Raw genomic sequence first — 24,506 nt, 5'->3', positions numbered from 1 at the left:
CGGGGAACCGCACCTCATCGATACGAGTCCGTACCGATACGCCAGTGTACCGATACGTCGACGTACCGATACGCCGACGTACCGGTACGTTCGCGTACCGGTACACTGGCGCATCGATGACCTGTGCCCCGCTCGAAGGACGAGGAGCCGAGCCGATGACGTCGCAGGACGCGGACCGCCCCGGGCAGACCGGGACCTCGCGCCGCTCCAAGATCACGCCGGAGCGTGAGCGGGAGTTCTTCGACGCCGTGCTGGACCGGATCCGCGAGTGCGGCTACGACGCCGTCACCATGGAGGGCATCGCCGCCAGCACGCGGTGCAGCAAGTCCACCCTGTACCGGCAGTGGCAGACCAAGCCCCGGTTCGTCGCCGCCGCCCTGCGCTCCCACCGGCAGGCGCGGTTCGCCGGCATCGACACCGGCACCCTCGCCGGGGACCTCCGCGAGGTGGCGCGGTGCGCGGGGGAGTGGTCGCCGAAGGACACCACGCTGCTCCAGGCGCTCGGACACGCGGTCGTCCAGGACCGGGAACTGGCGCGGGCGCTGCGCGAGGCGCTGGTCGACCCGGAGATCGGCGCGCTGGAGGAGATCCTGCGGCGCGGCGTCGAGCGCGGGGAGGTCGCCGCCGGGAACCCGGCGCTGGAGTACGTCCCGGCGCAGATCTTCGGTGTGCTGCGGGTCCGGCCCCTGCTGGACGGCCGCAACGCGGACGCGGAGTACCTGATCCGCTTCGTGGAGGCCGCCGTGCTGCCGGCCCTCGGCCTCGCATGAGACGCGGGCCGCCGTCGACGGGATGACCGTACGGCGGCCTGACGGCGCCGCACCGTGGGGACGGGGGCGGCGCTCACCCCGGCCGGGTGGGACACCTCTTGAGCGGAGGGGCGTCCCACCCGGCCGTCGACCGCGCGGTGTCAGACGTCCTGGCCGCTGCCGCCGCCCGACGACACCTCGATCCCTTCGGTGATCTCGTCGAGTACGGACTGCTCCTGATCGGTGTCCACCCCGAAGCGGACCACGACGATCCGCTGCGGCTGCGCGGGCGACGGGAAGGCCAGCGACTGGACGTACCCGTCGGAGCCCTTGCCGGTGACCGCCTTCCAGCGCACCAGATAGCCCTTCTGCCCGGCCACGGTCACGGCCCTGGACGCGAGGACGTCGTGCGAGGTGATCTTCCCGTACGCCGCACCGCCGTAGCTCTCCTCCGCGTTGGCGGAGATGTCCGCCTTGGCGACCTCCTCGGCGGTGGACCCCTTGGCGCCGAGCGCCAGGGCCGGCGCCGAGTACGCCCCGCCCTTGGTGCACGTCCTGGAGGTGTCGCCGGGACAGTCGTACGTGTCCTTCGACGTCACCGAGGCGCCCACCTGCGACTCCTGGCCGTACCAGCCGTCCGGGACGGGCAGACTGATGCCGCTCAGCGCGTCGGTCACCGACCCGCTCTCGATCCGCGGCGCCTCGGACCCGTCCGGCGCCGGCTTCTCACCGGAGTCCCCGTCCCGCCCGTCCGGGTCGCCGAACGGTCCGCCGTCCCGTCCGCCCGGCCCCTGCGAGGTCGCGCCGGCGCCGCCCCCGCCGTCGTCCGTCAGCGCGTACACGCCCACACCGATGCTCGTCAGGACGGCGACGGCCGCCGCCACCGCTATCCCGTTCCGCACCCGGTTCCCCCGCCCGGGCGGCGGTGGAGCGGGGTATGCCGGGTAGGCCGGATACGCCGGCCCGCCCGTGCCGTCCGGCACCGGGGGACCCCAGGCGGCGGCCGGCCCCACCGGACGGACCTGCTCCGTCCAGGCCTTGCCGTCCCACCAGCGCTCGGTGGCCGGCCCCTCATTCGTCTGCCCGGGGTCGGGGTACCACCCGGGAGGAGTCACCTGCGTCATGCCCCCACCGTATGAGGCCTCGGTGAAAGCCGGATGAGAGAGTCCCGTCACACCCTCGCGCGGACCGCACGGCGATTTCCATCTCCCCTTCCCTTGACAGCAGTTGACCATCAGGTCCCCTGGTGAGGGGTGGCGCGCGTCGACTTTCCGCGCCCGTGTCACCCGTCACGGCAACACGTGGCGCGAGCGGGCACCGCTCGGACGGCGGGAGGACTACGCTCAAGGTCTGTACGTCATTCGGGCGACTCGGGGAGGTAGCGGGATGACGGAGGTACGGCCCCAGGCCGTCCCCTCGGCCGCTCTGTGGGAGCGCGACGAGGAAGTCGCCGTGATCACGCAGGCCGTCGAGACCCTGTGCGCGGACCGGTCCTCGCCGGGCGGCCTGCTGGTGTTCCGGGGCGAGGCCGGACTCGGCAAGACCGCGCTGCTGGCCGAGACCCGCCGCATCGCCGAGCACCGCGGCTGCACCGTGTGGTCGGCCCGCGGCGGCGAGACCCTGCGCTCGGTCCCCTTCAACGTCGTGCGTCAACTCCTCCAGCCCGCGCTGGTGTCGATGCTGCCGGAGGAGGCGCGTGAGTACCTCGGAGACTGGTACGACATCGCCGGCCCCGCCCTCGGCATAGCCGACCCCGGCGAGCGGTACGCCGACCCGCAGGGCGTGTACGAGGGACTGGTCGCCGCCGTGCGCCGGCTGGCCCGCCGGGACTGGCCGCTGGTCCTGCTGGTCGACGACGCGCACTGGGCCGACCAGGAGACCCTGGGCTGGCTCGCCTCCTTCGCCGAACGCCTGGCGGACGTCTCCGTCCTCGTCGTGGTCGCCCGCCGGCCCGGCGAGATCTCCGGAGCCGGCGCCCGGCACCTGGACGCCGTCGCCGCCGACCGGCCCGTCGCCACCCTCGGCGCCCTCACCCCGGAGGGCGCGGCCGGACTCACCCGCGCCACCCTGGGCGAGCACGCCGACGCCGCGTTCTGCCGCGAGGTCTGGGCCGTCACCGGCGGCAACCTCTACGAGACCGTGGAACTCCTCGCCAAGGTCCAGGACGCCGAACTCGAACCCGTCGAGGCCCACGCCGGCGAACTGCGCGACCTGAACCGCTCCGCCCGCGGCGGCGGACTCGTCGCCCGTCTGGAACAACTCGGCATAGACGCCACCCGGTTCGCCTGGGCCGCCGCCATCCTCGGCACCGACATCACCGTCGCCCTGGCGGCGCGGCTCGCCACCCTGGACGTCGACGACGCCGCCCGCTGCGCCGAACGCCTGCGCGGCGCCCGCATACTCACCGTCCCCGACCCGTCCGCCACGGGCCGCACCGCCCCCGCCGACCTCGAGTTCGTCAACCCCCTGATCGCCACCGACGTCTACAAATCCATCCCCGACGCCCTGCGCCGCGCCATGCACGGCATAGCCGCCCGGATCGTCACCGACTCCGGACGCGGCGCCGCCGCGGCGGCCCGCCACCTCCTCGAAGTGCACCCGGAGGACGACGAGGAACTCGTCCGGCAACTGCGCGAGGCCGCCCGCGAACACCTCGCCGTCGGCGCCCCGGACGCCGCCCGCCGCTGTCTGGAACGCGCCCTGGAGGAACCGCCCCGCCCCGAGGTCCACGCACAGGTCCTCTACGAACTGGGCTGCGCCACCTTCCTCACCGCACCCGCCCGCACCATCGGCCAGCTGCGGGCCGCCCTCGGCATGCCCGGCCTCGACGGCGACCGGCGGGTGGACGCCGTGGTCCGCCTCTCCCAGGCGCTGCTGCACAACGACCAGCCGGAGGAGGCCGTCCGCACCGTCGAGGCGGAGGCCGCCCGGCTGGAACCCGGCCCCGCGCAGATGCGGCTGAAGACCGTGCAGTTCATGTGGGAGGGCATCCACGCCGGCGAGACCGCCTCCCCCGGCCGCTCCGAACGGCTGGCCGAACTCGCCGCCACCTGTACCGGCCGGGACAACTCCGAACGCGCGCTGCTCATCGTGCGCGGCTTCGACGCCATGATGCGCGGCGAGAACGCCGAGGAGATCGTCGAGATCTGCGACCGCGCCCTCGTCAACGGCCGCCTCGCCCCCGGCCTCGGCTGGACCGACTCCGAGTGGGGCGTCGAGCTGCTGCTGATGCTGGCCGACACCTACGCGTACACCGACCGCCTCGACCGCGCCGAGAGCCTCTACCACGAGGCCCTGCACGCCTACGACACGGCGGGCTGGAGCGGCGGCCACCTGGCCCTGGCCCACGCCTACGTGGGGCTCGGACACCGCAGGCGGGGCCGGCTGGAGGCGGCGGAGGCGGCACTGCGCGAGTCCCTGCGCCTGGCCGAACGCGTCGGCCGCGGACTGCCCCTGTACTGGACGGCGACCTGCAACCTGGTCGACACCCTGCTCGCGCGCGGTCATGTCGACGAGGCCTGGGAGGTGGCCGAACGGTACGGCTTCGCACCGCCCTACCCGTCCACCATCGTGCTGCCCGACCCGCGCTCCGTGCGCGGCCGGCTGCTGCTCGCCGTCGGCCGCGTCCAGGAGGGCGTCAACGAACTGGAGGCGGCGCAGAAGGCGGCGACCGCGCGCGGTCACCACAACCCGGTGCACGTCTTCTGGGCCGCCGACCTCGCCCGCGCCCTCGCCACCGAGGACCCCGCCCGTGCCGCCCGGCTCGCCGTCGACGTCCGCCGGCAGGCCGAACGCTTCGGCACGGACACCGCCATAGGAGACGCCCTGCGGGTCGCCGCCGCCCTGGAGACCGGCCAGCGCGCGGTCCGCCTCGCCGCCCAGGCGGTCACCTACCTGGAGTCCTCCCCCTGCCAGTACGAACACGCCGTGGCCCGCGTCGAGTACGGCATCCTCGCCCGTTCCGCCCCCGACCTCGAACGCGGCCTCGCCCTGGCCCGCTCCTGCGGCGCGGACGGCCTGGTGAAGCGGGCCGGGGAGGAGCTCGGGGCGGGAGTGGGACCGCGCTAGCGCCGAGGCGGTCCCCGGCTACTCCTCCTCCGCCAGCACCCGCTGGGCCGTCGCGAACGCCGAGTTCGCCGCCGGGACCCCGCAGTACACGGCCGTCTGGAGCAGCACCGCCCCGATCTCCTCGGGGGTGAGCCCGCCTCGGCGCGCCGCGCGCACATGCATCGCGAGCTCGTCGTAGTGGCCGTGCGCGACCAGCGCCGTGAGCGTGATCATGCTGCGCTCGCGGCGGGTGAGGGTCGGGTCGGTCCAGACCTCGCCCCAGGCGTAGCGCGAGATGAAGTCCTGGAAGCGTGCCGTGAACGGCGTCTGCCGGGCCTGCGCCCGGTCCACGTGCGCGTCGCCCAGCACCTCCCGGCGCACCGCCATGCCGCGCCGGGCGGCCCCGTCGAAGTGCGTCCGCAACGCGGTCAGCACCGCCTCCGGGCGCTGGGCCGGCGCCAGGTGCGAGGCGCCCGGGATCTCCACCAGCGCGGCGTCCGGCACCGCGTCCGCGATCTCCCGCAGATGCTCGGGCGGCGTCGCCGGGTCCTCCCGGCCGGCCACCAGCAGCGTCGGCACGGACACCTCCGCCAGCCGGTCCCGCAGGTCGAACGCGGCCAGCGCGTCGCAGCAGGCGGCGTACGCCTCCGGGTCGGCCTCCTGGTGGTCCCGGACCAGCCCCGGCACGGTGAACCCGGACGTGAACCACCGGGCGTCCGCGCCCTCCGCGAGTCCGGCGAGCCCTTCGCGACGCACCAGCGCCGCCCGTTCCTCCCACGGCTTCGCGCCGTCGAAGTGCGCCGAGGAACAGATCACGGCCAGCGACGACAGCCGGTCCGGGTGGTGCACGGCCAGCTGCAGTCCCACCGCGCCGCCCAGCGAGACGCCCGCGTACGCGAACCGTTCGATGCCGAGCGCGTCGGCGAGCGCGAGCACCAGAGCGGCGAGGTCGCCGACGGTCGCACCGGCGCCGATCAGTCCCGCCGCCGAACCGCCGTGCCCCGGCAGGTCCCAGCGGACCACGCGGTGCGCGGCCGACAGCTCGGGCGCCACCTCGTCCCACAGGGCGTACGAGGTGCCGAGCGAGGGGCCGAGCAGCAGCGGGGGAGCGGAGGCGGGGCCTTCCGTACGGTGGTTGAGGAGGGTGTCGGTCAACGTCGCTCCAGAGCACGGTCGGTGAGGGGTCCGGCGGAGCCGGTGTAATGGGCGGGGTCGATGAGCGAGGAGACGTCGATCCCCTCCAGCTCGCTTTCCCGGGCGAGCAGTTCGCCGAGTTCACGGCCCTCCTGGTACGCCCGCCGGGCCAGCGCCGTGAGCAGCTCCTTCGCGCGGGCGCGACCGAGGACCGGCGCCAGTTCGGCGGACAGCCGCTCGGAGACGATCAGTCCGTGGGTGAGCCGGAGGTGGTCGCGCATGGCCTCCGGGCGCACCCGCAGCCCCTCGGTCAGTTCGGCCGCGTCCCGGGCGGCGCCGCCCACCAGGCGGAGCAGGTCCCTCAGCGGTTCCCACTCGGCGTGCCAGGCGCCGGCCGGCCGCTCGTCCTCGGCCACCAGCGAGCCGTACAGCGTCGCGGCGAGCTGCGGTGCGCGCCGCGCCGCCGCGACGATCAGCGTCGAGCGCACCGGGTTCGCCTTGTGCGGCATGGCCGAGGAACCGCCGCCGCTGCCCTCGGCGGCCTCGGCGATCTCCGTGCGCGAGAGGGTGAGGACGTCCACGGCGAGCTTGCCCAGCGCGCCGGCGGCGAAGGCGAGACAGCCGGCGAGATCGGCGACCGGCGTGCGGAGCGTGTGCCAGGGCAACAGGGGCTCGGCGAGGCCGAGTTCACGGGCGTACACGCCCGGCAGCGCGGTGGCGTCCTCGGCCCCGTACGCGGAGAAGGCCGCCAGCGTCCCGGCCGCACCGCCGAGCTGGGCGGGCAGCGAGCCGCGCACCGCCGTCACCCGGTCCCGCGCGTCCAGCACCAGCGACCGCCACCCGGCCGCCTTCAGCCCGAACGTCGTCGGTACGGCGTGCTGGGTCAGCGTCCGGCCCGGCATCGGCGTGTCACGGTGCTCGGCGGCCAGACGGGCCAGGGCACGCCGGCAGCGGTCGAGGTCGGCGAGGACCGGGCCCAGGGCGCGGTGGGCGACCAGCATCATGGCCGTGTCCATCACGTCCTGGCTGGTCGCCCCCCGGTGCACGTACGGTCCGTGCTCCGCGCCGACCGCCCGGGTCAGCTCCGCGACCAGCGGGATCACCGGATTCCCGCCGTCCCGCGCCCGCACGGCGAGGGACGCGACGTCGAAACCGGCCGGGCCGGCCGCCTCCGTCACCGCCGTCGCCGCCCCGGCCGGGGCGAGCCCCAGGGCGGCCTGGGCGCGGGTCAGCGCGGCCTCCGCGTCGAGCAGCGCCCGCAGGAACGCCGCGTCCGCCGTCTCGGCGGCGGCCGGGGAACCGGCCCACCCGGGGGCGAGCAGGCCGGTGTCGGAATCGGCTGATGTCACTGGAACTCCAGGAAGACCGTCTCGCCCTCGCCCTGAAGGCGGATGTCGAAACGGTACGTGCCCGCGCCCTCCTCACCCGCGACCAGCGTGTCGCGGCGCCCGGCGTCGAGCCGGGACAGCAGCGGGTCCGCCGCCAGCGCCGCCTCGTCGCCCGGCAGGTGGATCCGGGTGAACAGGTGCACCAGCAGACCTCGCGCGAACACGCACACACTGAGGTAGGGCGCGTTCCCGCCACGGGCTCCGGGACGGAGCGTACGGGCGTACCAGTGGCCGTTCGCGTCGGTCCGGATCCGCCCGAAGCCGGTGAACTCCACGCCGTTGCGGCCGAGGAAGCCGCCGCTCGCCGGGTCCCGGCGCATCGAGCCGTCCGCCGTCGGCACGTTCCCCTCGGGGTCCGGCCCCCACAGCTCCAGCAGCGCGTCCGGCACCGGCCGGCCCTCGCCGTCGTACACGTGCCCGTGCACGGTGACGGTGTCCGGATGCCCGAGGGGCGCGATGTCCTCGCCGCCGGGGAAGGGCAGGGCGTGGCCGTAGAAGGGGCCGACCGTGTGCGACGGGGTGGGCAGCACGGTCTCCGGACGCGTGGTGTCGATCTTCGTCATGGTGGGTCAGCGCCCCTCTTCCATCCAGGTGGCCCGCGGTCCGTCGAGCACGATGTCCCAGTGGTAGCCCATCGAGAACTCCGGCACCGACAGGTCGTGGTCGTACGTCGCGACCAGCCGCTGCCGGGCGGCGTCGTCCGTCACCGACTGGATGATCGGGTCGTAGGGGAAGAGCGGATCGCCGGGGAAGTACATCTGCGTCACCAGCCGCTGGGCGAACGCCGAGCCGAAGACCGAGAAGTGGATGTGGGCGGGCCGCCAGGCGTTGAGGTGCTGCCGCCAGGGGTACGGGCCCGGCTGGACGGTGGTGAAGCGGTAGAAGCCGTCGTCGTCGCTGAGGGTGCGGCCCACGCCGGTGAAGTTCGGGTCCAGCGGGGCGTCGTGCTGTTCGCGCTGGTGGGCGTACCGGCCGGCCGAGTTGGCCTGCCAGATCTCCACCAGCTGGCCGCGCACCGGCCGTCCGTCGCGGTCCAGCAGCCGTCCGGAGACGGTGATGCGCTCGCCGATCGGCTCACCGGCGTGCTGCCGGGTGAGGTCGTTGTCGATCTCGGTGATGTCCCGCTCCCCGAACGCGGGGGAGGACAGCTCCACCAGTTCCGGGTCCTGGGTGACGTCGATGGCGATCGGCGGCCGCTTCGGGTGGCGCAGCACCGAGGGGCGGTACGGCGGGTAGTCGCGGCGCGGGTGGTGCTCGACGGGCGCGCCGTCGGCGACCCGCTTCCCGTACGCGGCGTGCTCGGCCGCGATCTCCCGGTCGATGTCGGCTTGAGTGAGTGCGTCGGTCACGACAGGCCCTCCCCGAGGGTGAGTTCGGCTCCGGTCTTGGCGGTGATCTCCCCGGCGGTCACGCCGGGAGCGGTTTCGACGAGGACGAGTCCGTCGTCGGTGACGTCGAGGACGCCGAGGTCGCTGATGATCCGGTCCACGCACTCCCTGCCGGTCAGCGGCAGCGAGCACTCCGTCACGATCTTCGGCGAGCCGTCCTTCGCGGTGTGGGTCATCACCACGATCACCGTGCGGGCGCCGTGGACCAGGTCCATCGCTCCGCCGATGCCGGTGATGAGCTTGCCGGGCACCGCCCAGTTGGCCAGGTCACCGCGTCCGGACACCTGCATCGCGCCGAGGACGGCGACGTCGATGTGCCCGCCGCGGATCATCGAGAAGGACAGCGCCGAGTCGAAGAAGGAGGCGCCCGGAAGGACCGTGACGGTCTCCTTCCCGGCGTTGATCAGGTCCGGGTCGACCTCCGTCTCGGCGGGGTACGGGCCGGTGCCCAGGATGCCGTTCTCGCTCTCCAGCACCACCTCGACACCGGCCGGGAGGTGGTTGGGGATCAGCGTGGGCAGGCCGATGCCGAGATTGACGTACTGGCCGTCGCGCAGTTCCCGGGCCGCCCGCGCGGCCATCTCCTCCCGTGTCCAGGCCATCAGCCGCTCACCGTCCGCCGCTCGATCCTCTTGTCCGCCGCCTGCTCGGGCGTGAGGGCGACCACCCGCTGCACGAAGACGCCCGGCAGGTGCACCGCGTCCGGGTCGAGCGCGCCGGGCTCGACCAGCTCCTCCACCTCCGCGACCGTCACCCGGCCCGCCATCGCGGCGAGGGGGTTGAAGTTGCGGGCGGACTTGTTGAACACGAGGTTGCCGTGCCGGTCGCCCCTCGCCGCCCGCACCAGCGCGTAGTCGGTGCGGATGCCGCGCTCCAGCACGTACCGGGTGCCGTTGAACTCCCGGACCTCCTTCGCGGGCGAGGCGAGCGCCACCCCGCCGGAGCCGTCGTAACGCCAGGGCAGTCCGCCCTCGGCGACCTGTGTGCCCACCCCGGCCGGGGTGTAGAACGCCGGGATGCCGGCGCCCCCGGCGCGCAGCCGCTCGGCGAGCGTGCCCTGCGGGATCAGCTCCACCTCCAGCTCACCGGTCAGGTACTGCCGGGCGAACTCCTTGTTCGCGCCGATGTAGGAGCCGGTCACCCGGGCGATCCGGCCCGCCGCCAGCAGCACCGCGAGCCCGGACTCCATCGCCCCGCAGTTGTTCGAGACGACCGACAGACCGTCGGCCCCCCGCTCGTACAGCGCCTGGATCAGCACGTTCGGCACACCGCTGAGGCCGAAGCCGCCCACCGCCAGTGACGCGCCGTCCGGCACGTCAGCCACCGCCTCCGCAGCCGAGGCGACCACCTTGTCCATCCGAGGGATCCCCGTCCTCTCCGGGCAACCCGACCGAGTTAGTCAGGGCACTGAGTATTTTCTCGAGGTCGGCCACACGCTGCCATCGAGGGGGTGGGAGCGTCAATACCCTGCTCATGTTCGTATCGAACGGCATGGGGGGGTACGGGGGAGGTGCGTTCGGCGAGTATTGTTCAGTGCACCAACGAAAACGACTGGGGAGCGCACATGGCCGCGGTGGACCTCACCACCCACCCCGGGCACCTCGCCCGGCGACTCCAGCAGGCGCACCACCTGCTGTGGAACACGATGGTCTCCGAGGAGATCACCTCGCCGCAGTTCGCGGTCCTCAACGCGCTGGTCGCCGAGCCGGGCCTGGACCAGCGCACCGTGGGGGAGCGGGTCGGGCTGGACCGGTCCACCATCGCCGAGGTGATCGGCCGGCTCATCCGGCGCGGGCTGCTGGACAAGGTCCGCGACCCCCAGGACGGCCGCCGCTTCCTGCTGCGCCTCACCGACGACGGCGTGCGCACCCACCGCAGGCTGACGGTGCGCACCGCGCGGATGAACCAGGTCTTCCTGGCCCCGCTCGACGCCGACGAGCAGGCGCTCTTCATCGACCTGATCCGGCGGGTGGCGGACGCGGCCGAAGGGCTGCGCGATCCGGCCCCCTCCCCGGCCGCCCCGCGCTGAGCGGACCGGCCGGGCCGGCCGGTCCGGCCGGGCGGCCCGCGCGCACGCCACCCGCACCCGACCGCACGCGGCGTGCGTCCGCGCGGCGGCTCCCGCCGATCGGTTCGGCGACCGGCGGTTCGGCGTGCGGCGGCTCGGGTACCCGGAGGCCCACCGCATGAGCGACATATCGGCCATCACGGAGGGAGCAGGCGGCGATGAGGGCACTGACCTGGCAGGGAAAGCGGGACGTGAGGGTGGAGAACGTGCCCGATCCCCGGATCGAGGAGCCGACGGACGCGATCATCCGCGTCACCTCCAGCGGACTGTGCGGATCCGATCTGCACCTGTACGAGGTCCTCACCCCGTTCATGACCCCGGGCGACATCCTCGGCCACGAGCCGATGGGCATCGTCGAGGAGGTCGGCGCGGCGGTGCCCGACCTCCAGGTCGGCGACCGGGTCGTGGTGCCGTTCCAGATCGCCTGCGGCAACTGCTGGATGTGCCTGACCGGACTGCCCACCCAGTGCGAGACCACCCAGGTCAGCGCCGAGAACATGGGCGCGGCCCTGTTCGGCTACACCCGGCTGTACGGCGCGGTCCCGGGCGCCCAGGCCGAGTACCTGCGGGTCCCGCAGGCCCAGTACGGTCCGATCAAGGTGCCCGAGGGCCCGGCCGACGACCGGTTCGTCTACCTCTCCGACGTCCTGCCCACCGCCTGGCAGGCGGTCGCCTACGCCGGTGTCCCCAAGGGGGGCAGCGTCGCCGTGCTCGGACTCGGCCCCATCGGCGACATGGCCTGCCGGATCGCCCAGGTCCAGGGCGCGGGACGGGTGTTCGGCGTGGATCTGGTCCCGGAACGGCTGAACCGGGCGAAGCAGCGGGGCGTGGAGACCTTCGACCTGCGCTCCTTCGACGACGAGAAGGAACTCGTCGCCGCGATCCGCGACCAGACCGACGGCCGCGGCCCCGACGCCGTGATCGACGCCGTCGGCACCGAGGCGCACGGCAGCGCGGCGGCCCGCATGGTGCAGAACGCCTCGGCGCTGCTGCCCCGCAAGCTCAGCGGCCCGATGGCGGAACGCTTCAGCGTCGACCGGCTCGCCGCCCTGTACACCGCGATCGAACTGGTGCGCCGCGGCGGCACCATCTCGATCAGCGGCGTCTACGGCGGCATGGCCGACCCGCTGCCCATGCTCACCCTGTTCGACAAGCAGATCCAGATGCGCATGGGCCAGGCGAACGTGCGCCGCTGGAGCGACGAGATCATCCCCTACCTCACCGACGAGGACCCCCTGGGCGTCGACGACTTCGCCACCCACCGCGTACCGCTCGACGAGGCGCCGCACGCCTACGACATGTTCCAGAAGAAGCAGGACGGCGCGGTCAAGGTGCTGATCAAGCCCTGACCCGCGAGCCGGGGAACCGGCCGGGGCGGCCGGGCCGGGTCGGGAAGCCGCGATCCCCGGCTTCCCGACCCGTGAGGACCGACCCGTGAGGGCTACAGCTCCCTGATCCGGACGTCCCGGTAGGAGACGACGTCCGTCGTGCCGTGCACCTGCAGTCCGATGTAGCCGGAGGCGTACCGCCGCCCGTCCGTGCCCGGGTCGTCCGAGCGCGGCGGGCTGAAGTCCTGGCCGCCGGTGTTGTCGAACTCGTTGATCAGCACGCCGTTGCGGTGGACCGAGTAGTGCTGGTCCACCACGCGGATCTCGTAGTCGTTCCAGGCGCCCTTCTGCGTCACGCCCGCGCCGGCCAGGCCCACCCGGTCGAAGCCGTAGACCGAGCCCGTCTTGTACATGTCGCCGGTGGGCGAGTCGAACACCTGGATCTCGTGCCCGAACGTGATGGCGGCCCACTCCGGCCGGGGCTCCTCCGGATGGTCGTGGATCTGCGGGAACCGCACGAACACACCGGAGTTGGCGTTGCCGGCGCCCGGCGCGTCGTCACGCCACTGGAGCTTCAGCGAGAAGTCGCCGTACGTGCGCTCGGGGAACCACAGCATGCCGAGCCCGCTCCTCGTGGTGCCGGAGGTGATCGACCCGTCCGGGTTCAGCGCGAACGAACCGCCGCCCACCTGCTCCCACTTCGCGAACGAGGCCTCGGTGCCGTCGAGGATCGTCCGGTAGCCGTCGGTCTGGCCCGGCGTGCCGATGCCGGACTCGCGGGCCGCCCGGTTGACGGCCCGACGCTCCCGCTTGTCGATGACCCCTTCCTTCCTCAGCCGGTCCAGAACGGCCCCGACGTGCTTCAGGAACAGCGCCTGCGAGGTCCACTCCTTCTCGTCCTCGATCAGCTCACCGATGCGGCACCGGTTGTCGGTGACCCGGTTCGGCACACCCGAGTCGACCGTGCCGACGATCACCGTCCGCCGCTCGTCGTACTCGGGGCAGTCGGGCGAGGGCACCCCGCCGCCCGCGACGACCGTGAAGCTCACCGTCAGCGGCTCGGAGGTGTTGCCCGCCTCGTCGCTCGCCCGGTAGGCCACGGTGTGCCGGCCCGCACGGTCGACCACCACGGGCGCGGTGTAGGCCAGGTACGGTCCGCCGTCGAGCGAGTACTCGACGGCGGCCACGCCGGAGCCGTCGTGCCCGTCGCTGGCGCCGACCGTCACCGTGGCCCTGCCGACGTAGGCGCCGTCGGAGTTCCTGACGCCGCCGAGCGTCACGCCGGTCACGGGCGGGGTGGTGTCCTGCGGGGGAGCGGAGACGACCGTGAACTCCACGCTCTTCTCCGCGGCCGTGTTGCCCGCCTTGTCGGTGGCGCGGTAGCGCACGGTGTGCGTGCCGACCTCGTGCACCATCACCGGGCCGGTGTAGGCCCTCCAGGCGCCGCCGGCGCCGATCGCGTACTCGATGGTGTTGACGCCGGAGCCGGTGTCGGACGCGGTGACGGTCACCGTCGCCATGTCGATGTAGGCCCCGTCGCCGTTCTTCTCGCCGTCCACCGTCGCGGAGGTCTCCGGCGGGGTCGAGTCGTCCGTCGGCGGTGCGACGACCGTGAACGTGACGCTCTGCTCCGCCGAGACGTTGCCCGCCTTGTCCAGCGCGCGGTAGCGCACCGTGTGGGCGCCGACCTGGTCGACGACGACCGGGGCGGTGTACGGCTGCCAGGCGCCGTCGGCCCCGATCGCGTACTCGATCCGGTCCACGCCCGAACCGGAGTCGGTGGCCCGGACCGTCACGCTCGCCGAACCGACGTACTCGCCCTTGCCGTTCTGCGAGCCGGTCACCTTCGCCGTGGCCTCGGGCGCCGTGGTGTCCTCGCCACTGCCCTCGGTCACCGTCAGGATGCCCTGCATCTCGCCGTGGCCGGGGATGGTGCAGTGGTAGAAGTAGCGGCCCGGGGTGAGCGTCACCTCGGCGGTGTGCCGGCCGCCCTGGGCGTCGGCCGGGTTGGCGAGGATGTTCAGCTGGACGTCGTCGTTGAACTCCGGGTCGGAGGTCACGAACGTCAGCGTGTGCGGCATCCCGGTGGTGTTGCCGGTGGCCGCGCTGTTCTCGAAGACGATCGTCGCCGTGCCGGCCACCGCGGTCGTCGGCGCGGAGGTGTACTCCGTGATGCCGTCGCCGGCGGTCCAGGTGAGCACCTGCTCCGCCGCCCCGGCCGCCGTGGATCCGGACGCGCCGGCCGCGGACGTCGTCGTCTGCAGGCCGAGCACCATCAGCAGGGCGGCCAGCAGGCCGGCCCACACTCTTCGTTGTCGTGTCACTGGTTTCCTCCGGCCTTCCTCGCCAGCCGGCCGGCGGCCGGGGTGGGGCCGCCGCCCGTGTAGGTGACCCGCCACAGCGCGGACTTGGAGTCGGAGGTGAAGAAGCCGCGCCCGTAGTCGAGGACGTAGAGCGCGCCGTCCGGACCGAACGTCCAGCCCATCAGGTTCTTGATGCCGTCGTTGCCGACCGGCACGATCTTCTTCAGGGACTCCGAGTGCACCGGAAGGCCGCCGTCGCCCTGCGTCCTCGGGTCCATCAGCACCGCGTTGCGCGGCTGGTCGGTGTCGTAGAAGTCACCGACGAACCACTTGCCGTCCCAGTACGCGGGCCACCGGACGTCACTGGACGTCGCGTCGTCGTAGCGGTAGACCGGGCCGTTCATCGCGGCCTGGCCGCCGCCCTTGAGCCAGGGCAGCCGGTAGGTGGCCTCGTCCTGCTCGTACGACGGGACGCCGTTCGCGTCGCGCGGGAAGTCCGGACCGCCGCCCTGCGGCGAGTACCAGATGTTGTTGCCGGTCACCGGCGGCAGGTTGACCAGACCGTCGTTGTTCGGCGACTCGTTCTTCGGGGCGTCGCAGTCGTACCAGCCGAGCGGCTTCGACGGGTCCGGCAGATTGCGGTCCCGGTAGGGCTGCTTGTTGCCCATGCAGTACGGCCAGCCGCGGTTGGACGCCTCGGTGATCACGGCGAACGTGTCGTACTTCGCCGGACCCCACGTCGTCGACGGGGCGCCGGCGTCCGGGCCGACCCAGCCCGCGTAGAGGACGTCGGTCTTTTTGTCCACGGAGATGCGCGCCGGGTTGCGCACACCCATCACGTAGATCTCGCCGCGCGTCTTGCCGCCGCCCTCGGCGGTCTCCTTCCCGGTGAACAGGTTGCCCTCGGGGAGGGTGTACGTGCCGTCCGGCTCGGGGTGGATGCGCAGGATCTTGCCGTTGAGGTTGTTGGTGTTGCCGGCGGTGCGGCGGGCGTCGGCGAAGGACACGCCCTTGAAGTTGGGCTGGGGGTTGTTGCCCGAGTAACCGTCGCTGAAACCGCTGGAGTTGTTGTCACCGGTGGCGATGTACAGGTTGCCCTCGGAGTCCCAGGCCATCCCGCCGCCGGCGTGGCAGCAGCTGTGGATCTGCACCGGCCACTTCAGCAGCACCTTCTCGCTGGCGGGGTCCAGCGTGTCGGTGGCGTGGTCGAGCGTGAAGCGGGAGACCCGCCGCTCGGCCATGTGCGTGTCCCGGTTGATTCCGGAGTGCGGGGTGTAGTGCAGATACACCCACCCGTTCCGCTCGAACGCCGGGTCCAGTTCGATGCCGAGCAGGCCCTCCTCGACCTTCCGCAACTCGTCGCCGCCGCCCTTGTTGCCGAAGACGGTGAGCGCCCCGGCGAGGGTGACCTTCCCGGTCCTCGGGTCGTAGACGTGGATCTCGCCCGTGCCCTTGCCGATGTCGGGGTCGTTCCAGTCCGTGACGACGGGCCGCGAGGCGTCGGCGCCGCCCCGGCCGATGAAGAAGACGCGGCCGTCGGGCGCGGTGACCAGTCCGTGCGGCTCGCCGATCTGGTCGTTGTGGCCCGGCTGGTTGGGCCGGGTCAGCCGCTCGGCCTTGTAGTTGCCGGTGATGGTCGCCTTGCAGTCGGCCCGCACCAGCCGGGTGGTCCACAACAGGGCGCCGCGCAGATGGTCGCGGAAGTCGGTCTCGTCGTACGACGAGACCGTGCCGCCCATGCCGGTGTAGAAGGACCGGCCGCCGTCGTAGTCGCGGCACCAGCTGACCGGGTGGTCCCAGCCGTTGGCGCTCGCACCGGGCGCGTAGGTCGACTCGCGGACCCGGGCGACCGTGTGCACGTCGCCGGAGGGGTTCTTCACCCAGTTCAGCCACTTGTCGGGCCGCTTCCACTGGGTGGGCAGGTTCTTGGTCGCCGGATGCGCGCGGTCGCCGACCTCGACGGTCGCCCGCTGCACCGTGGTGGGGCTCGACGCGGCCGGACGGGCGCCGATCAGACCGGTGAACCAGTCCGAGTACGGCTCCGCGCGGGCCGCGTCGTGCAGGCCGACGAAGCCGCCGCCGGCCTCCATGTACGCCTCCAGGCCCGCCTCCTGGTCCGGGTCGAGGACGTCACCGCCGCCGGTCAGGAACACGATGGCGTTGAACCGGCTCAGCCTGTCGGCGTTGGTGAAGACCGAGGCGTTGCCGGTGGCCGTGACCTGGAACCGCTGGTTCTCCGGGCCGGACAGACCGATCCTCTCGATCGCCGCGATCCCGGCGTTCACCAGGGGCGACTCCTCACCGCCGGCCGCGGAGCCGTGGAACAGCAGCACCCGTACGTTCGCGCCGCCCGGGGGCGACGTGATGGACATCGTTGTCAGGGACGGTTCCGGGGCCGGGCGCGCGCTGGCGGCGGGACCCGACAGCAGTCCGGCGGTGACGGCGCCGGCGGTCACGGTGGCCGCCCAGAGGCGCCGTCTCGTTCTCGCCCTTCGTGTGCCCGTCGTGCTTCTCGTGCTCAATCCTCGTAAGCGCATGGGTTCGTGATGCGATGTGGACCGCACGTGGCCACCCACCCCTCCTCGGTCGCAGCAACAGCGTCAAGGAAGCTAGACCCCTTTGCGCCATACGCCAATACCTATCGCAGCAATGAAACGAACTTTGTCCTGAGTGTGGATAAACGAAGGAGTGGCCGCTACGGTTTCACAGGTTCATGACAGCCAGATGGGGAGTTCGGCATGGACAGACGCGGTTTCAACCGGCGGGTACTGCTGGGCGGCGCTGCCGTCGCGACATCGTTGTCCGTCGCGCCCGAGGCCGTGAGCGCGACCGCACCGGCGAAGACCGCGCCCGCCGGGGGCGAGGTGCGGCGCGTCAAGATGTACGCCGAGCGGCTGGCCGGCGGGCAGATGGGCTACGGCTTCGAGAAGGGCAAGGCGACCGTCCCCGGCCCGCTGATCGAGCTCAACGAGGGCGACACCCTGCACGTCGAGTTCGAGAACACCATGGACGTGCCCGTGAGCCTGCACGTCCACGGACTGGACTACGAGATCTCCAGCGACGGCACCAGGCAGAACAGGAGCGACGTCGAGCCCGGCGGCACCCGCACCTACACCTGGCGCACCCACAAGCCAGGCCGGCGCTCCGACGGCACCTGGCGGGCGGGCAGCGCGGGCTACTGGCACTACCACGACCACGTCGTCGGCACGGCGCACGGCACCGGCGGCATCCGGGGCGGGCTGTACGGCCCGGTGATCGTGCGCCGCAAGGGCGACGTCCTGCCCGACGCGACCCACACCATCGTCTTCAACGACATGTCGATCAACAACAAGCCGGCGCACACCGGGCCGAACTTCGAGGCCACCGTGGGCGACCGCGTCGAGATCGTCATGATCACGCACGGCGAGTACTATCACACGTTCCATATGCACGGTCACCGCTGGGCCGACAACCGCACCGGCATGCTCACCGGACCCGACGACCCCAGTCAGGTCATCGACAACAAGATCTGCGGCCCGGCCGACTCCTTCGGCTTCCAGATCATCGCGGGGGAGGGCGTCGGGGCGGGCGCCTGGATGTACCACTGCCACGTCCAGAGCCACTCGGACATGGGCATGGTCGGCCTGTTCCTGGTGAAGAAACCGGACGGCACCATCCCGGGCTACGACCCGCACGAGCACGCCCACGGGACGGCCGCCGGGGAGGGCCACGAGCACGGACACTGACGCGCCGGACGTGATCCGAGAGCGCTCTCGCCCGTGGCCGGGCCGGGGCTATCCTTTCCCGCAGCCGCAGGTGAGGAGCCCCGAAGTGACCGACACAGCGCCGCGCCCCACGCTGGAGGCCGTGGCCGCGCGGGCCGGGGTCTCCCGGGCCACGGTCTCCCGCGTGGTCAACGGCTCCGACGGGGTGCGGGAACGCCTGGCCGAGCGGGTGAGGCGGGCGGTGGAGGAACTCGGCTACGTGCCGAACCAGGCCGCCCGCAGCCTGGTGACCAAGCGCCACGACGCCGTCGCCGTCGTCGTGGCCGAACCGGAGACCCGGGTCTTCGCCGATCCCTTCTTCGCCCGGCAGCTGCGCGGCATCAGCAAGGAACTGACGGCCCACGACAACCAGCTCGTGCTGCTGCTCACCGAGGACCGCGACGACCACGCCCGCGTCGGCCGCTACCTGGCCGGCGGCCATGTCGACGGCGCGCTGGTGTTCTCCCTCCACATCGACGACCCGCTGCCCGAACTGATCCAGCGGGCCGGTCTGCCGACGGTGTACGGCGGCCGGCCCGACGGGAGCGGCGGCCGGCGCGGCGCCGTCTACGTCGACAGCGACAACCGGGGCGGCGCCCGTGACGCCGTACGGCACCTGCTCGGCCTCGGCCGCAGCCGTGTCGCCCACATCACCGGCGCCCTCGACCAGACCGCGGCGGTGGACCGGCTCGACGGCTTCCGGGACGTCATGGCCGACGCCGATCCGCGCCTGGTCGTGGAGGGCGACTTCACCCCGGCCGGGGGCGAGCGGGCGATGCGGAGGCTCCTCGACCGCTGCCCGGACCTGGACGCGGTGTTCGCCGGCAACGACCTCATGGCGGCGGGCGCCCTGCGCGTGCTGCGCGAGCACGGACGGCGGGTGCCGGACGACGTGGCGGTCGTCGGCTTCGACGACATGCTGCCGATCGCCGAACAGACCGAACCGCCGCTCACCACGGTCCGCCAGGACATCGAGGAGATGGGCCGGCTGATGGCCCGCCTCCTCCTGCGCGACCTGGACGGCACCACCGCGTCCGACGGGAACGCCGGTGGCACCCCGTCCGCCGTGATCTTCCCGACGACCCTGATCCGACGGGCGTCCGCCTAGAGCCGGCCGGGGGCGGTGCAGCACGGCCCCGCGTGTGCGGAGCGCGCCGCGTCGAGGTGGGCCGGAGGGCATGTGCACGGCCCGAGGCTCACGGGGCGCCTCCCCGGAGGGGGCACTCCACTTCGGGGTGGACGACACGGACACCGCCGTCGCCGGGGCCGTCGAACCGGGCGGCGGGGTGCGGATGCCCGCCGCCTCCGTCGCCGGCGTCGGCCGGCCGGCCCGCATGGAGGGCCCGTACGGCGCGCGGTTCGCCGTCCTCAGGGGTGATCCGCGCGGGACCTGACGCGCCCGGCGCGCCGCCGTGCGCGCCGGGCGCCCCTGCATCATCATCATGCGGTCACGGAAGGCCCGGAGGGCCCTGCGTTGATCCCGCGTTGATCGGACGTTTTTCGCCGCACGGCACGCTCTCGGTCATGCACACCGAAACGATCCCGTCGCCCGACCTCGCCTGGCAGGAGGAGGCGTTGTGCGCGCAGACGGGGGGAGACTTCTTCTTCCCCGAGCCCGGCAGCTCGGTCCGTGAGGCCAAGCGCATCTGCGGTCTCTGCCCGATCCGGGCCGCCTGCCTCGAGTACGCCCTGACCAACGACATGCGCTTCGGCGTCTGGGGCGGCATGTCGGAGAAGGAACGCCTGGAACTGCGGCGCACCGGACGGTAGTCCCCGCCGGTCGCCGGTCGCCGGTCGCCGGTCGCCGGTCGCCGGTCGCCGGTCGCCGGTCGCCGGTCGCCGGTCGCCGGAGAACCGGTACGGCCGGCGCCGTCCCCGTGGCGGGGGCCGACGCGCGGCCGGACGTGGCGCGGAGCCGGGCGCACCGCCTCGCTCGGGCGGACCCGCCGCCCCCCCCCGTGTGCCCCCGGCCGGGCCTCAGTGGCCGGCGCGGGCCGCCATCCTGGCCTTGCGGGTCGCCAGCTTCTCGTCGAACTTCGCGGCCTCCGCGTCCAGGCCCCCCATGAACAGGCCCAGTTCCTCCTGGGCCTTGAGGCCCTCGGGCCCCAGCCCGTCGATCTCCATGACCTTCAGGAAGCGGAGCACCGGCTGGAGCACGTCGTCGTGGTGGATGCGCAGGTTGTAGACCTCGCCGATGGCCATCTGCGCGGCCGCCCGCTCGAACCCGGGGATGCCGTGGCCGGGCATCCGGAAGTTCACCACGACATCGCGCACCGCCTGCATCGTGAGGTCCGGAGCCAGCTCGAACGCCGACTTGAGCAGGTTGCGGTAGAAGACCATGTGCAGGTTCTCGTCGGTCGCGATGCGGGCCAGCATGCGGTCGCAGACCGGGTCGCCGGACTGGTGGCCGGTGTTGCGGTGCGAGATGCGGGTGGCCAGCTCCTGGAAGGCGACGTAGGCGATCGAGTGGAGCATCGAGTGCCGGTTGTCCGACTCGAAGCCCTCGCTCATGTGCGACATGCGGAACTGTTCCAGCTTGTCCGGGTCCACCGCCCGCGAGGCGAGCAGGTAGTCCCGCATCACGATGCCGTGCCGGCCCTCCTCGGCCGTCCAGCGGTGCACCCAGGTGCCCCAGGCGCCCTCCCGGCCGAACAACGTGGCGATCTCGTGGTGGTAGCTGGGGAGGTTGTCCTCGGTCAGCAGGTTCACCACCAGGGCGATCCGGCCGACCTCGGTGACCTTCGACTGCTCCTTGTCCCAGGCCTCGCCGTCCTCGAAGAAGCCGGGGAAGTTGCGGCCGTCGCTCCACGGCACGTACTCGTGCGGCATCCAGTCCTTGGTGACCTTCAGGTGCCGGTTGAGCTCCTTCTCGACCACTTCCTCCAGTGCGTACAACAGCCGGGCGTCGGTCCAGACCGAAGGGCTGCCGAGATGGGGAGAAGCGAGCGACACGGGTGACTCCAGGGGGACGGTGACACGGGGAGGTCCGGCGAGCGGTGCCGGGAACCTACGGAATCGTAGGCTACGTAGCCGTAGGTTACGTAGCCGTAGGTTAAGGACACCGTAAAGAGGGCTGATCAGTGGGGGTCCTCCTGGGGTGTCGCCCTGCCCCCGAGTCGCAGGTCGTTGCGCCGTACGGGTGACCCGGTCGCCGGTCAGGCGTGCAGCTCCCTAAGGCGCACTGAGAGGCACGTCACACAGCCCTCGAGCTTCTCGAACTCGCCGATGTCCACCGGGACCGGCTCGTAGCCGAGGTCCGCGAACAGTTCCGCGGTCCTCGGCGCGCTCGCCGCCATCAGCAGCCCGTCCCCGCCGAGCAGCACCACGTGCGCCCCGGCCGCCTCCGGAACGGGCAGGAAGCGCGGGAACAGCGAGGGCGCGTCCACGCGCGGCACGTGCCCGACGACCGTCCCGTCCGGGAGGGCCGTGACCGCCGACTTCAGATGCAGCACCTCGGCGACGGGTACCGCGACCACCCGCGCCCCCAGCGGCTCGAACGCGGCCCGCACCTGCCGCACCCCGGCCGCGTCGGTCCTCCCGCCGCGGCCCACGTACACCGTGTCGCCGACCTTCAGCACATCGCCGCCGTCCAGCGTGCCCGGCTCCCCCACCCGGGTCACCGAGCAGCCCAGCGACGCCACGGCCTCCTCGACCCCGGGCGTCTCCGCGCGCCGGGACTCCGCACCGGAGCGGGCGATCAGCGCCACGTTCCGGAACACGACGACCGTGTCCTCCACGAACACCGAGTCCGGGCAGTCGTCGGCCGGGTCCACCTCGATCGTCTCCCAGCCGTGGGCGCGCAGTGCCTGCGCGTACGTCTCCCACTGCTCCACCGCGCGACCGACGTCGACGCCCTCCCGTTCGACGTGCGTCACCAGCCCTTCGGCCAGGCGGGGAGCGGGACGGCGGACGAGGGCCTTCTTGCTGGGCACGGGCGCGCCTTTCGGACGGGGCGGGCACGGCTGCTCGGCCGGACCGCGGGAGCCCGTGGACGGCCGGCCTCCCACGGACGTCGGCGCCACCATCATGCGGGGCGGATCCGGACGGGGCCACCCCGGCGGGAGGGGACGCGCCACGGGCAACGGCCTCAGTGACGCCCGGCCCGCCGCAGATGCTCCGCCGTGAAGGATCCCCCGGCGCGGAGCAGCTCCGCCGGTGTGCCCTCGAAGACCACCCGTCCGCCGTCCCGTCCGCCGTCCGGACCGAGATCGATCACCCAGTCCGCGCGGGCGACGACATCGAGGTCGTGCTCGACCACGATCACGGTGTTGCCCGCGTCCACCAGCCGGTCCAGCAGGGCGACGAGACCGTCCACGTCCGCCATGTGCAGTCCGGTCGTCGGCTCGTCGAGCACGTACACCACGCCCTTGCGGTGCAGCCGGGTGGCCAGCTTGATCCGCTGCCGTTCACCACCCGAAAGGGTGGACAGCGGCTGGCCCAGCGTGAGGTAGGTGAGGCCCACGTCCCGCAGGGCGCGCAGCCGGCGCCGCACGCCCGTGTCGTGGAAGAAGTCCAGCGCCTCCTCGGCGGTCATCCCGAGCACGTCGGCGACGGAGCGGCCGCCGACGGTCAGCCGCAGCACCTCGTCCTTGAACCGTCGCCCCTCGCAGGCGGGGCAGGTCGTGGTCACCGGGTCCATGAAGGCCAGGTCGGTGTACATGATCCCGCGGCCCTCGCAGGTCCCGCAGGCGCCGCCGGAGTTGAAGCTGAACAGCCCCGGCTCCGCCCCCGTCTCCCGCGCGAAGATCCTCCGTACCGTGTCCATGATCCCGAGGTACGTCGCCGGGGTGGACCGCGCCGAGATGCCGATCGAGGACTGGTCGACCACCACGGTGTCACGGTGCACGGCGGTGAACTCGGCGACCAGGGTGCTCTTGCCCGAACCGGCCACCCCGGTCACGGCGGTCAGCACCCCGGCCGGGAACCGCACGGTGACCTCCCGCAGATTGTGCCGGTCGGCCCCCTTCACCCACAGCTCGCCCGTCGCCTCCCGCACCGTGTCCTTGACCGTCGTACGCCGTCCGAGACACCGCCCCGTCAGGGTGCCCGAGGCGGCCAGCTCCCGCGGGGTCCCCTCGAACACCACCCGGCCGCCCCCGGCGCCCGCGCCCGGGCCCATGTCGACCACGTGGTCGGCCAGCGCGATGACGTCCGGGTCGTGCTCGACGACCAGCACGGTGTTGCCCTTGTCGCTCAGCCGCAGCAGCAGTTCGCCGAGGCGGTGGACATCCCGCGGATGCAGTCCGACGCTGGGCTCGTCGAAGATGTACGTCATCCCGGTCAGGCTCGATCCGAGGTGCCGTACGGTCTTCAGCCGCTGCCCCTCGCCGCCGGAGAGCGTGCTCGTCTCCCGGTCCAGGCTCAGATAGCCGAGCCCGATCGTCTCGATCCGTTCCAGCGCGGCGACGGCGGCCCCGGCGATCGCGCCGGCCACCGGATCGTCGATCTCCCGCAGCGCGGGGATGAGGTCGGTGACCTGCATGGCCGCGCAGTCCGCGATGGACCGGCCCCCGATCCGGGACGCCAGCGCCGCCTCGTTCAGCCTCGCGCCCCGACAGGCGGGACAGACACCCTCGGCCAGGAACTCCCGCACCGTGTCACGGGTCTTCTGGCTCATCCCCGCCAGGTCCCGCTTCAGGTAGAGCCGTTCGAAGCGGTCGGCGAGTCCCTCGTACTCGGTGGTCCAGGTGCCGCCCGTGCCGTTCACGGTGACCTTGCTGCCGGGGCGCCCCCGCATCAGGAACTCCCTTTCGGTCGTGGTGAACTCACGCACCGGTTTGTGCGGGTCCAGCTCGTCGCTGTTGGTGTACGCCTGCCCCTGCCAGGTCCCCGCGGCGAACGGCGGGAAGCGGACCGCCCCCTCGGCGAGGGAACGGTCCGCGTCGAGGATGCGGTCCCAGTCCGGCCGTACGGTCCGGCCCAGGCCGTCGCATGCGCGGCACATGCCCGACGGGTCGTTGAACGAGTACGCCGTCGCCGGTCCGGCGCTCGGGGCGCCGTGCCGCGAGAACAGCACCCGCAGCACCGAGTACACGTCCGTCATCGTGCCGACCGTCGACCGGGAGTGGCCGCCGACCGGCCGCTGGTCGACGACGATCACGGGTGTCAGATCCTCCAGGGCCTCCGCGTGCGGCCGCTCGTACTTCGGCAGCCGGTTGCGCACGAACCAGGTGAACGTCTCGTTGAGCTGCCGCTGCGACTCGACCGCGATCGTGTCGAAGACGACCGACGACTTCCCCGACCCCGAAACGCCGGTGAACACGGTCAGCCGGCCCTTCGGGATGCGGAGCGACACGTCCTTGAGGTTGTTCTCCCCGGCTCCGGTGATGGTGATGAACTCGCTGGACTGGCTCATACC

General features: G+C 72.6%; 20 protein-coding genes. 8 read left to right on the top strand and 12 right to left on the bottom strand.

Translation table 11 applies throughout. The features are described 5' to 3' along the window. Positions 1-155: 155 nt before the first annotated feature. The gene (locus tag ADK41_RS13120; protein WP_030818792.1) at positions 156-770 is read left to right on the top strand and encodes a TetR/AcrR family transcriptional regulator; all 615 of its coding nucleotides are present in this window, start codon (positions 156-158) and stop codon (positions 768-770) included. A 140-nt stretch (positions 771-910) separates the two neighbouring features. Here ADK41_RS13120 and ADK41_RS13115 read toward each other — a convergent pair whose 3' ends face one another. Beyond that, positions 911-1,873 (bottom strand): DUF2510 domain-containing protein, encoded by a 963-nt coding sequence (locus ADK41_RS13115; RefSeq protein ID WP_030818790.1) that lies wholly within the window; start codon positions 1,871-1,873, stop codon positions 911-913. 262 nt (positions 1,874-2,135) lie between these two features. Between ADK41_RS13115 and ADK41_RS13110 the strand changes: the two genes are divergently transcribed. Next, positions 2,136-4,817, top strand: a complete 2,682-nt coding sequence (locus ADK41_RS13110; RefSeq protein ID WP_030818788.1) for an ATP-binding protein — start codon at positions 2,136-2,138, stop codon at positions 4,815-4,817. An 18-nt stretch (positions 4,818-4,835) separates the two neighbouring features. Here ADK41_RS13110 and pcaD read toward each other — a convergent pair whose 3' ends face one another. The 6 genes from pcaD to ADK41_RS13080 are packed head-to-tail and all read right to left on the bottom strand — an operon-like array spanning position 4,836 to position 10,063. Then, positions 4,836-5,951 (bottom strand): 3-oxoadipate enol-lactonase, encoded by a 1,116-nt coding sequence (pcaD, locus tag ADK41_RS13105; RefSeq protein WP_030818786.1) that lies wholly within the window; start codon positions 5,949-5,951, stop codon positions 4,836-4,838. Beyond that, positions 5,948-7,279 (bottom strand): 3-carboxy-cis,cis-muconate cycloisomerase, encoded by a 1,332-nt coding sequence (gene pcaB / locus ADK41_RS13100; protein ID WP_030818784.1) that lies wholly within the window; start codon positions 7,277-7,279, stop codon positions 5,948-5,950. The genes pcaD and pcaB overlap by 4 nt, the downstream gene beginning before the upstream one ends. Continuing rightward, a complete protein-coding gene (pcaG, locus tag ADK41_RS13095) occupies positions 7,276-7,881 on the bottom strand; it encodes a protocatechuate 3,4-dioxygenase subunit alpha (protein WP_030818782.1) in 606 nt (201 codons plus the stop codon). The genes pcaB and pcaG overlap by 4 nt, the downstream gene beginning before the upstream one ends. A gap of 6 nt (positions 7,882-7,887) precedes the next feature. Beyond that, entirely contained in the window at positions 7,888-8,667 is a 780-nt protein-coding gene (gene pcaH / locus ADK41_RS13090) for a protocatechuate 3,4-dioxygenase subunit beta (RefSeq protein ID WP_030818780.1), read from the bottom strand. Then, positions 8,664-9,308, bottom strand: a complete 645-nt coding sequence (locus tag ADK41_RS13085; protein ID WP_030818778.1) for a CoA transferase subunit B — start codon at positions 9,306-9,308, stop codon at positions 8,664-8,666. Before ADK41_RS13085 ends, pcaH begins: the two co-directional genes overlap by 4 nt. Next, the gene (locus tag ADK41_RS13080) at positions 9,308-10,063 is read right to left on the bottom strand and encodes a CoA transferase subunit A (RefSeq protein ID WP_030818776.1); all 756 of its coding nucleotides are present in this window, start codon (positions 10,061-10,063) and stop codon (positions 9,308-9,310) included. Before ADK41_RS13080 ends, ADK41_RS13085 begins: the two co-directional genes overlap by 1 nt. Before the next feature lie 207 nt (positions 10,064-10,270). Between ADK41_RS13080 and ADK41_RS13075 the strand changes: the two genes are divergently transcribed. After that, positions 10,271-10,735: a MarR family winged helix-turn-helix transcriptional regulator gene (locus ADK41_RS13075; RefSeq protein ID WP_030818774.1), complete on the top strand. Its 465-nt coding sequence runs from the start codon at positions 10,271-10,273 to the stop codon at positions 10,733-10,735. 197 nt (positions 10,736-10,932) lie between these two features. After that, on the top strand, positions 10,933-12,123 hold the full coding sequence (locus ADK41_RS13070; protein WP_030818772.1) for a zinc-dependent alcohol dehydrogenase: 1,191 nt from the start codon (positions 10,933-10,935) through the stop codon (positions 12,121-12,123). 92 nt (positions 12,124-12,215) lie between these two features. On the opposite strand, the gene ADK41_RS13065 is transcribed toward ADK41_RS13070, so the two are convergent. Next, positions 12,216-14,408 carry an OmpL47-type beta-barrel domain-containing protein gene (locus ADK41_RS13065; RefSeq protein WP_030818770.1) on the bottom strand — a complete coding sequence of 731 codons (2,193 nt, stop codon included), beginning with the start codon at positions 14,406-14,408 and terminating at the stop codon, positions 12,216-12,218. A 14-nt stretch (positions 14,409-14,422) separates the two neighbouring features. Continuing rightward, entirely contained in the window at positions 14,423-16,942 is a 2,520-nt protein-coding gene (locus ADK41_RS13060; protein WP_030818769.1) for a ThuA domain-containing protein, read from the bottom strand. A gap of 201 nt (positions 16,943-17,143) precedes the next feature. Here ADK41_RS13060 and ADK41_RS13055 point away from each other — a divergent pair, with 201 nt between their 5' ends. The 4 genes from ADK41_RS13055 (at position 17,144) to ADK41_RS13045 (ending at position 19,918) form a co-directional block, all read left to right on the top strand. Then, positions 17,144-18,130 (top strand): multicopper oxidase domain-containing protein, encoded by a 987-nt coding sequence (locus ADK41_RS13055; RefSeq protein WP_030818767.1) that lies wholly within the window; start codon positions 17,144-17,146, stop codon positions 18,128-18,130. An 85-nt stretch (positions 18,131-18,215) separates the two neighbouring features. Then, positions 18,216-19,256 carry a LacI family DNA-binding transcriptional regulator gene (locus ADK41_RS13050; protein ID WP_030818765.1) on the top strand — a complete coding sequence of 347 codons (1,041 nt, stop codon included), beginning with the start codon at positions 18,216-18,218 and terminating at the stop codon, positions 19,254-19,256. 70 nt (positions 19,257-19,326) lie between these two features. Further along, positions 19,327-19,542, top strand: coding sequence for a hypothetical protein (locus tag ADK41_RS39190; RefSeq protein WP_420706706.1), 216 nt, complete (start codon positions 19,327-19,329; stop codon positions 19,540-19,542). A gap of 130 nt (positions 19,543-19,672) precedes the next feature. Continuing rightward, a complete protein-coding gene (locus tag ADK41_RS13045) occupies positions 19,673-19,918 on the top strand; it encodes a WhiB family transcriptional regulator (RefSeq protein ID WP_030818763.1) in 246 nt (81 codons plus the stop codon). Positions 19,919-20,125: 207 nt separating this feature from the next. Here the strand turns inward: ADK41_RS13045 and ADK41_RS13040 are convergent, their stop codons facing one another. From ADK41_RS13040 to ADK41_RS13030, 3 genes are all read right to left on the bottom strand, one after another. Then, entirely contained in the window at positions 20,126-21,100 is a 975-nt protein-coding gene (locus tag ADK41_RS13040; protein WP_030818761.1) for an acyl-ACP desaturase, read from the bottom strand. 203 nt (positions 21,101-21,303) lie between these two features. After that, positions 21,304-22,080, bottom strand: a complete 777-nt coding sequence (gene ddaH, locus ADK41_RS13035) for a dimethylargininase (RefSeq protein ID WP_030818759.1) — start codon at positions 22,078-22,080, stop codon at positions 21,304-21,306. 155 nt (positions 22,081-22,235) lie between these two features. Further along, positions 22,236-24,503, bottom strand: coding sequence for an ATP-binding cassette domain-containing protein (locus tag ADK41_RS13030; protein ID WP_030818757.1), 2,268 nt, complete (start codon positions 24,501-24,503; stop codon positions 22,236-22,238). Between the last annotated feature and the right edge of the window lie 3 nt (positions 24,504-24,506).

The sequence above is a fragment of the Streptomyces caelestis genome (genome assembly GCF_001279005.1).
GTDB classification, from domain to species: Bacteria; Actinomycetota; Actinomycetes; order Streptomycetales; family Streptomycetaceae; genus Streptomyces; species Streptomyces heliomycini.
The sequence above is the reverse complement of the archived record's forward strand: the minus strand, read 5'-3'. Positions and strand labels throughout refer to the sequence as shown.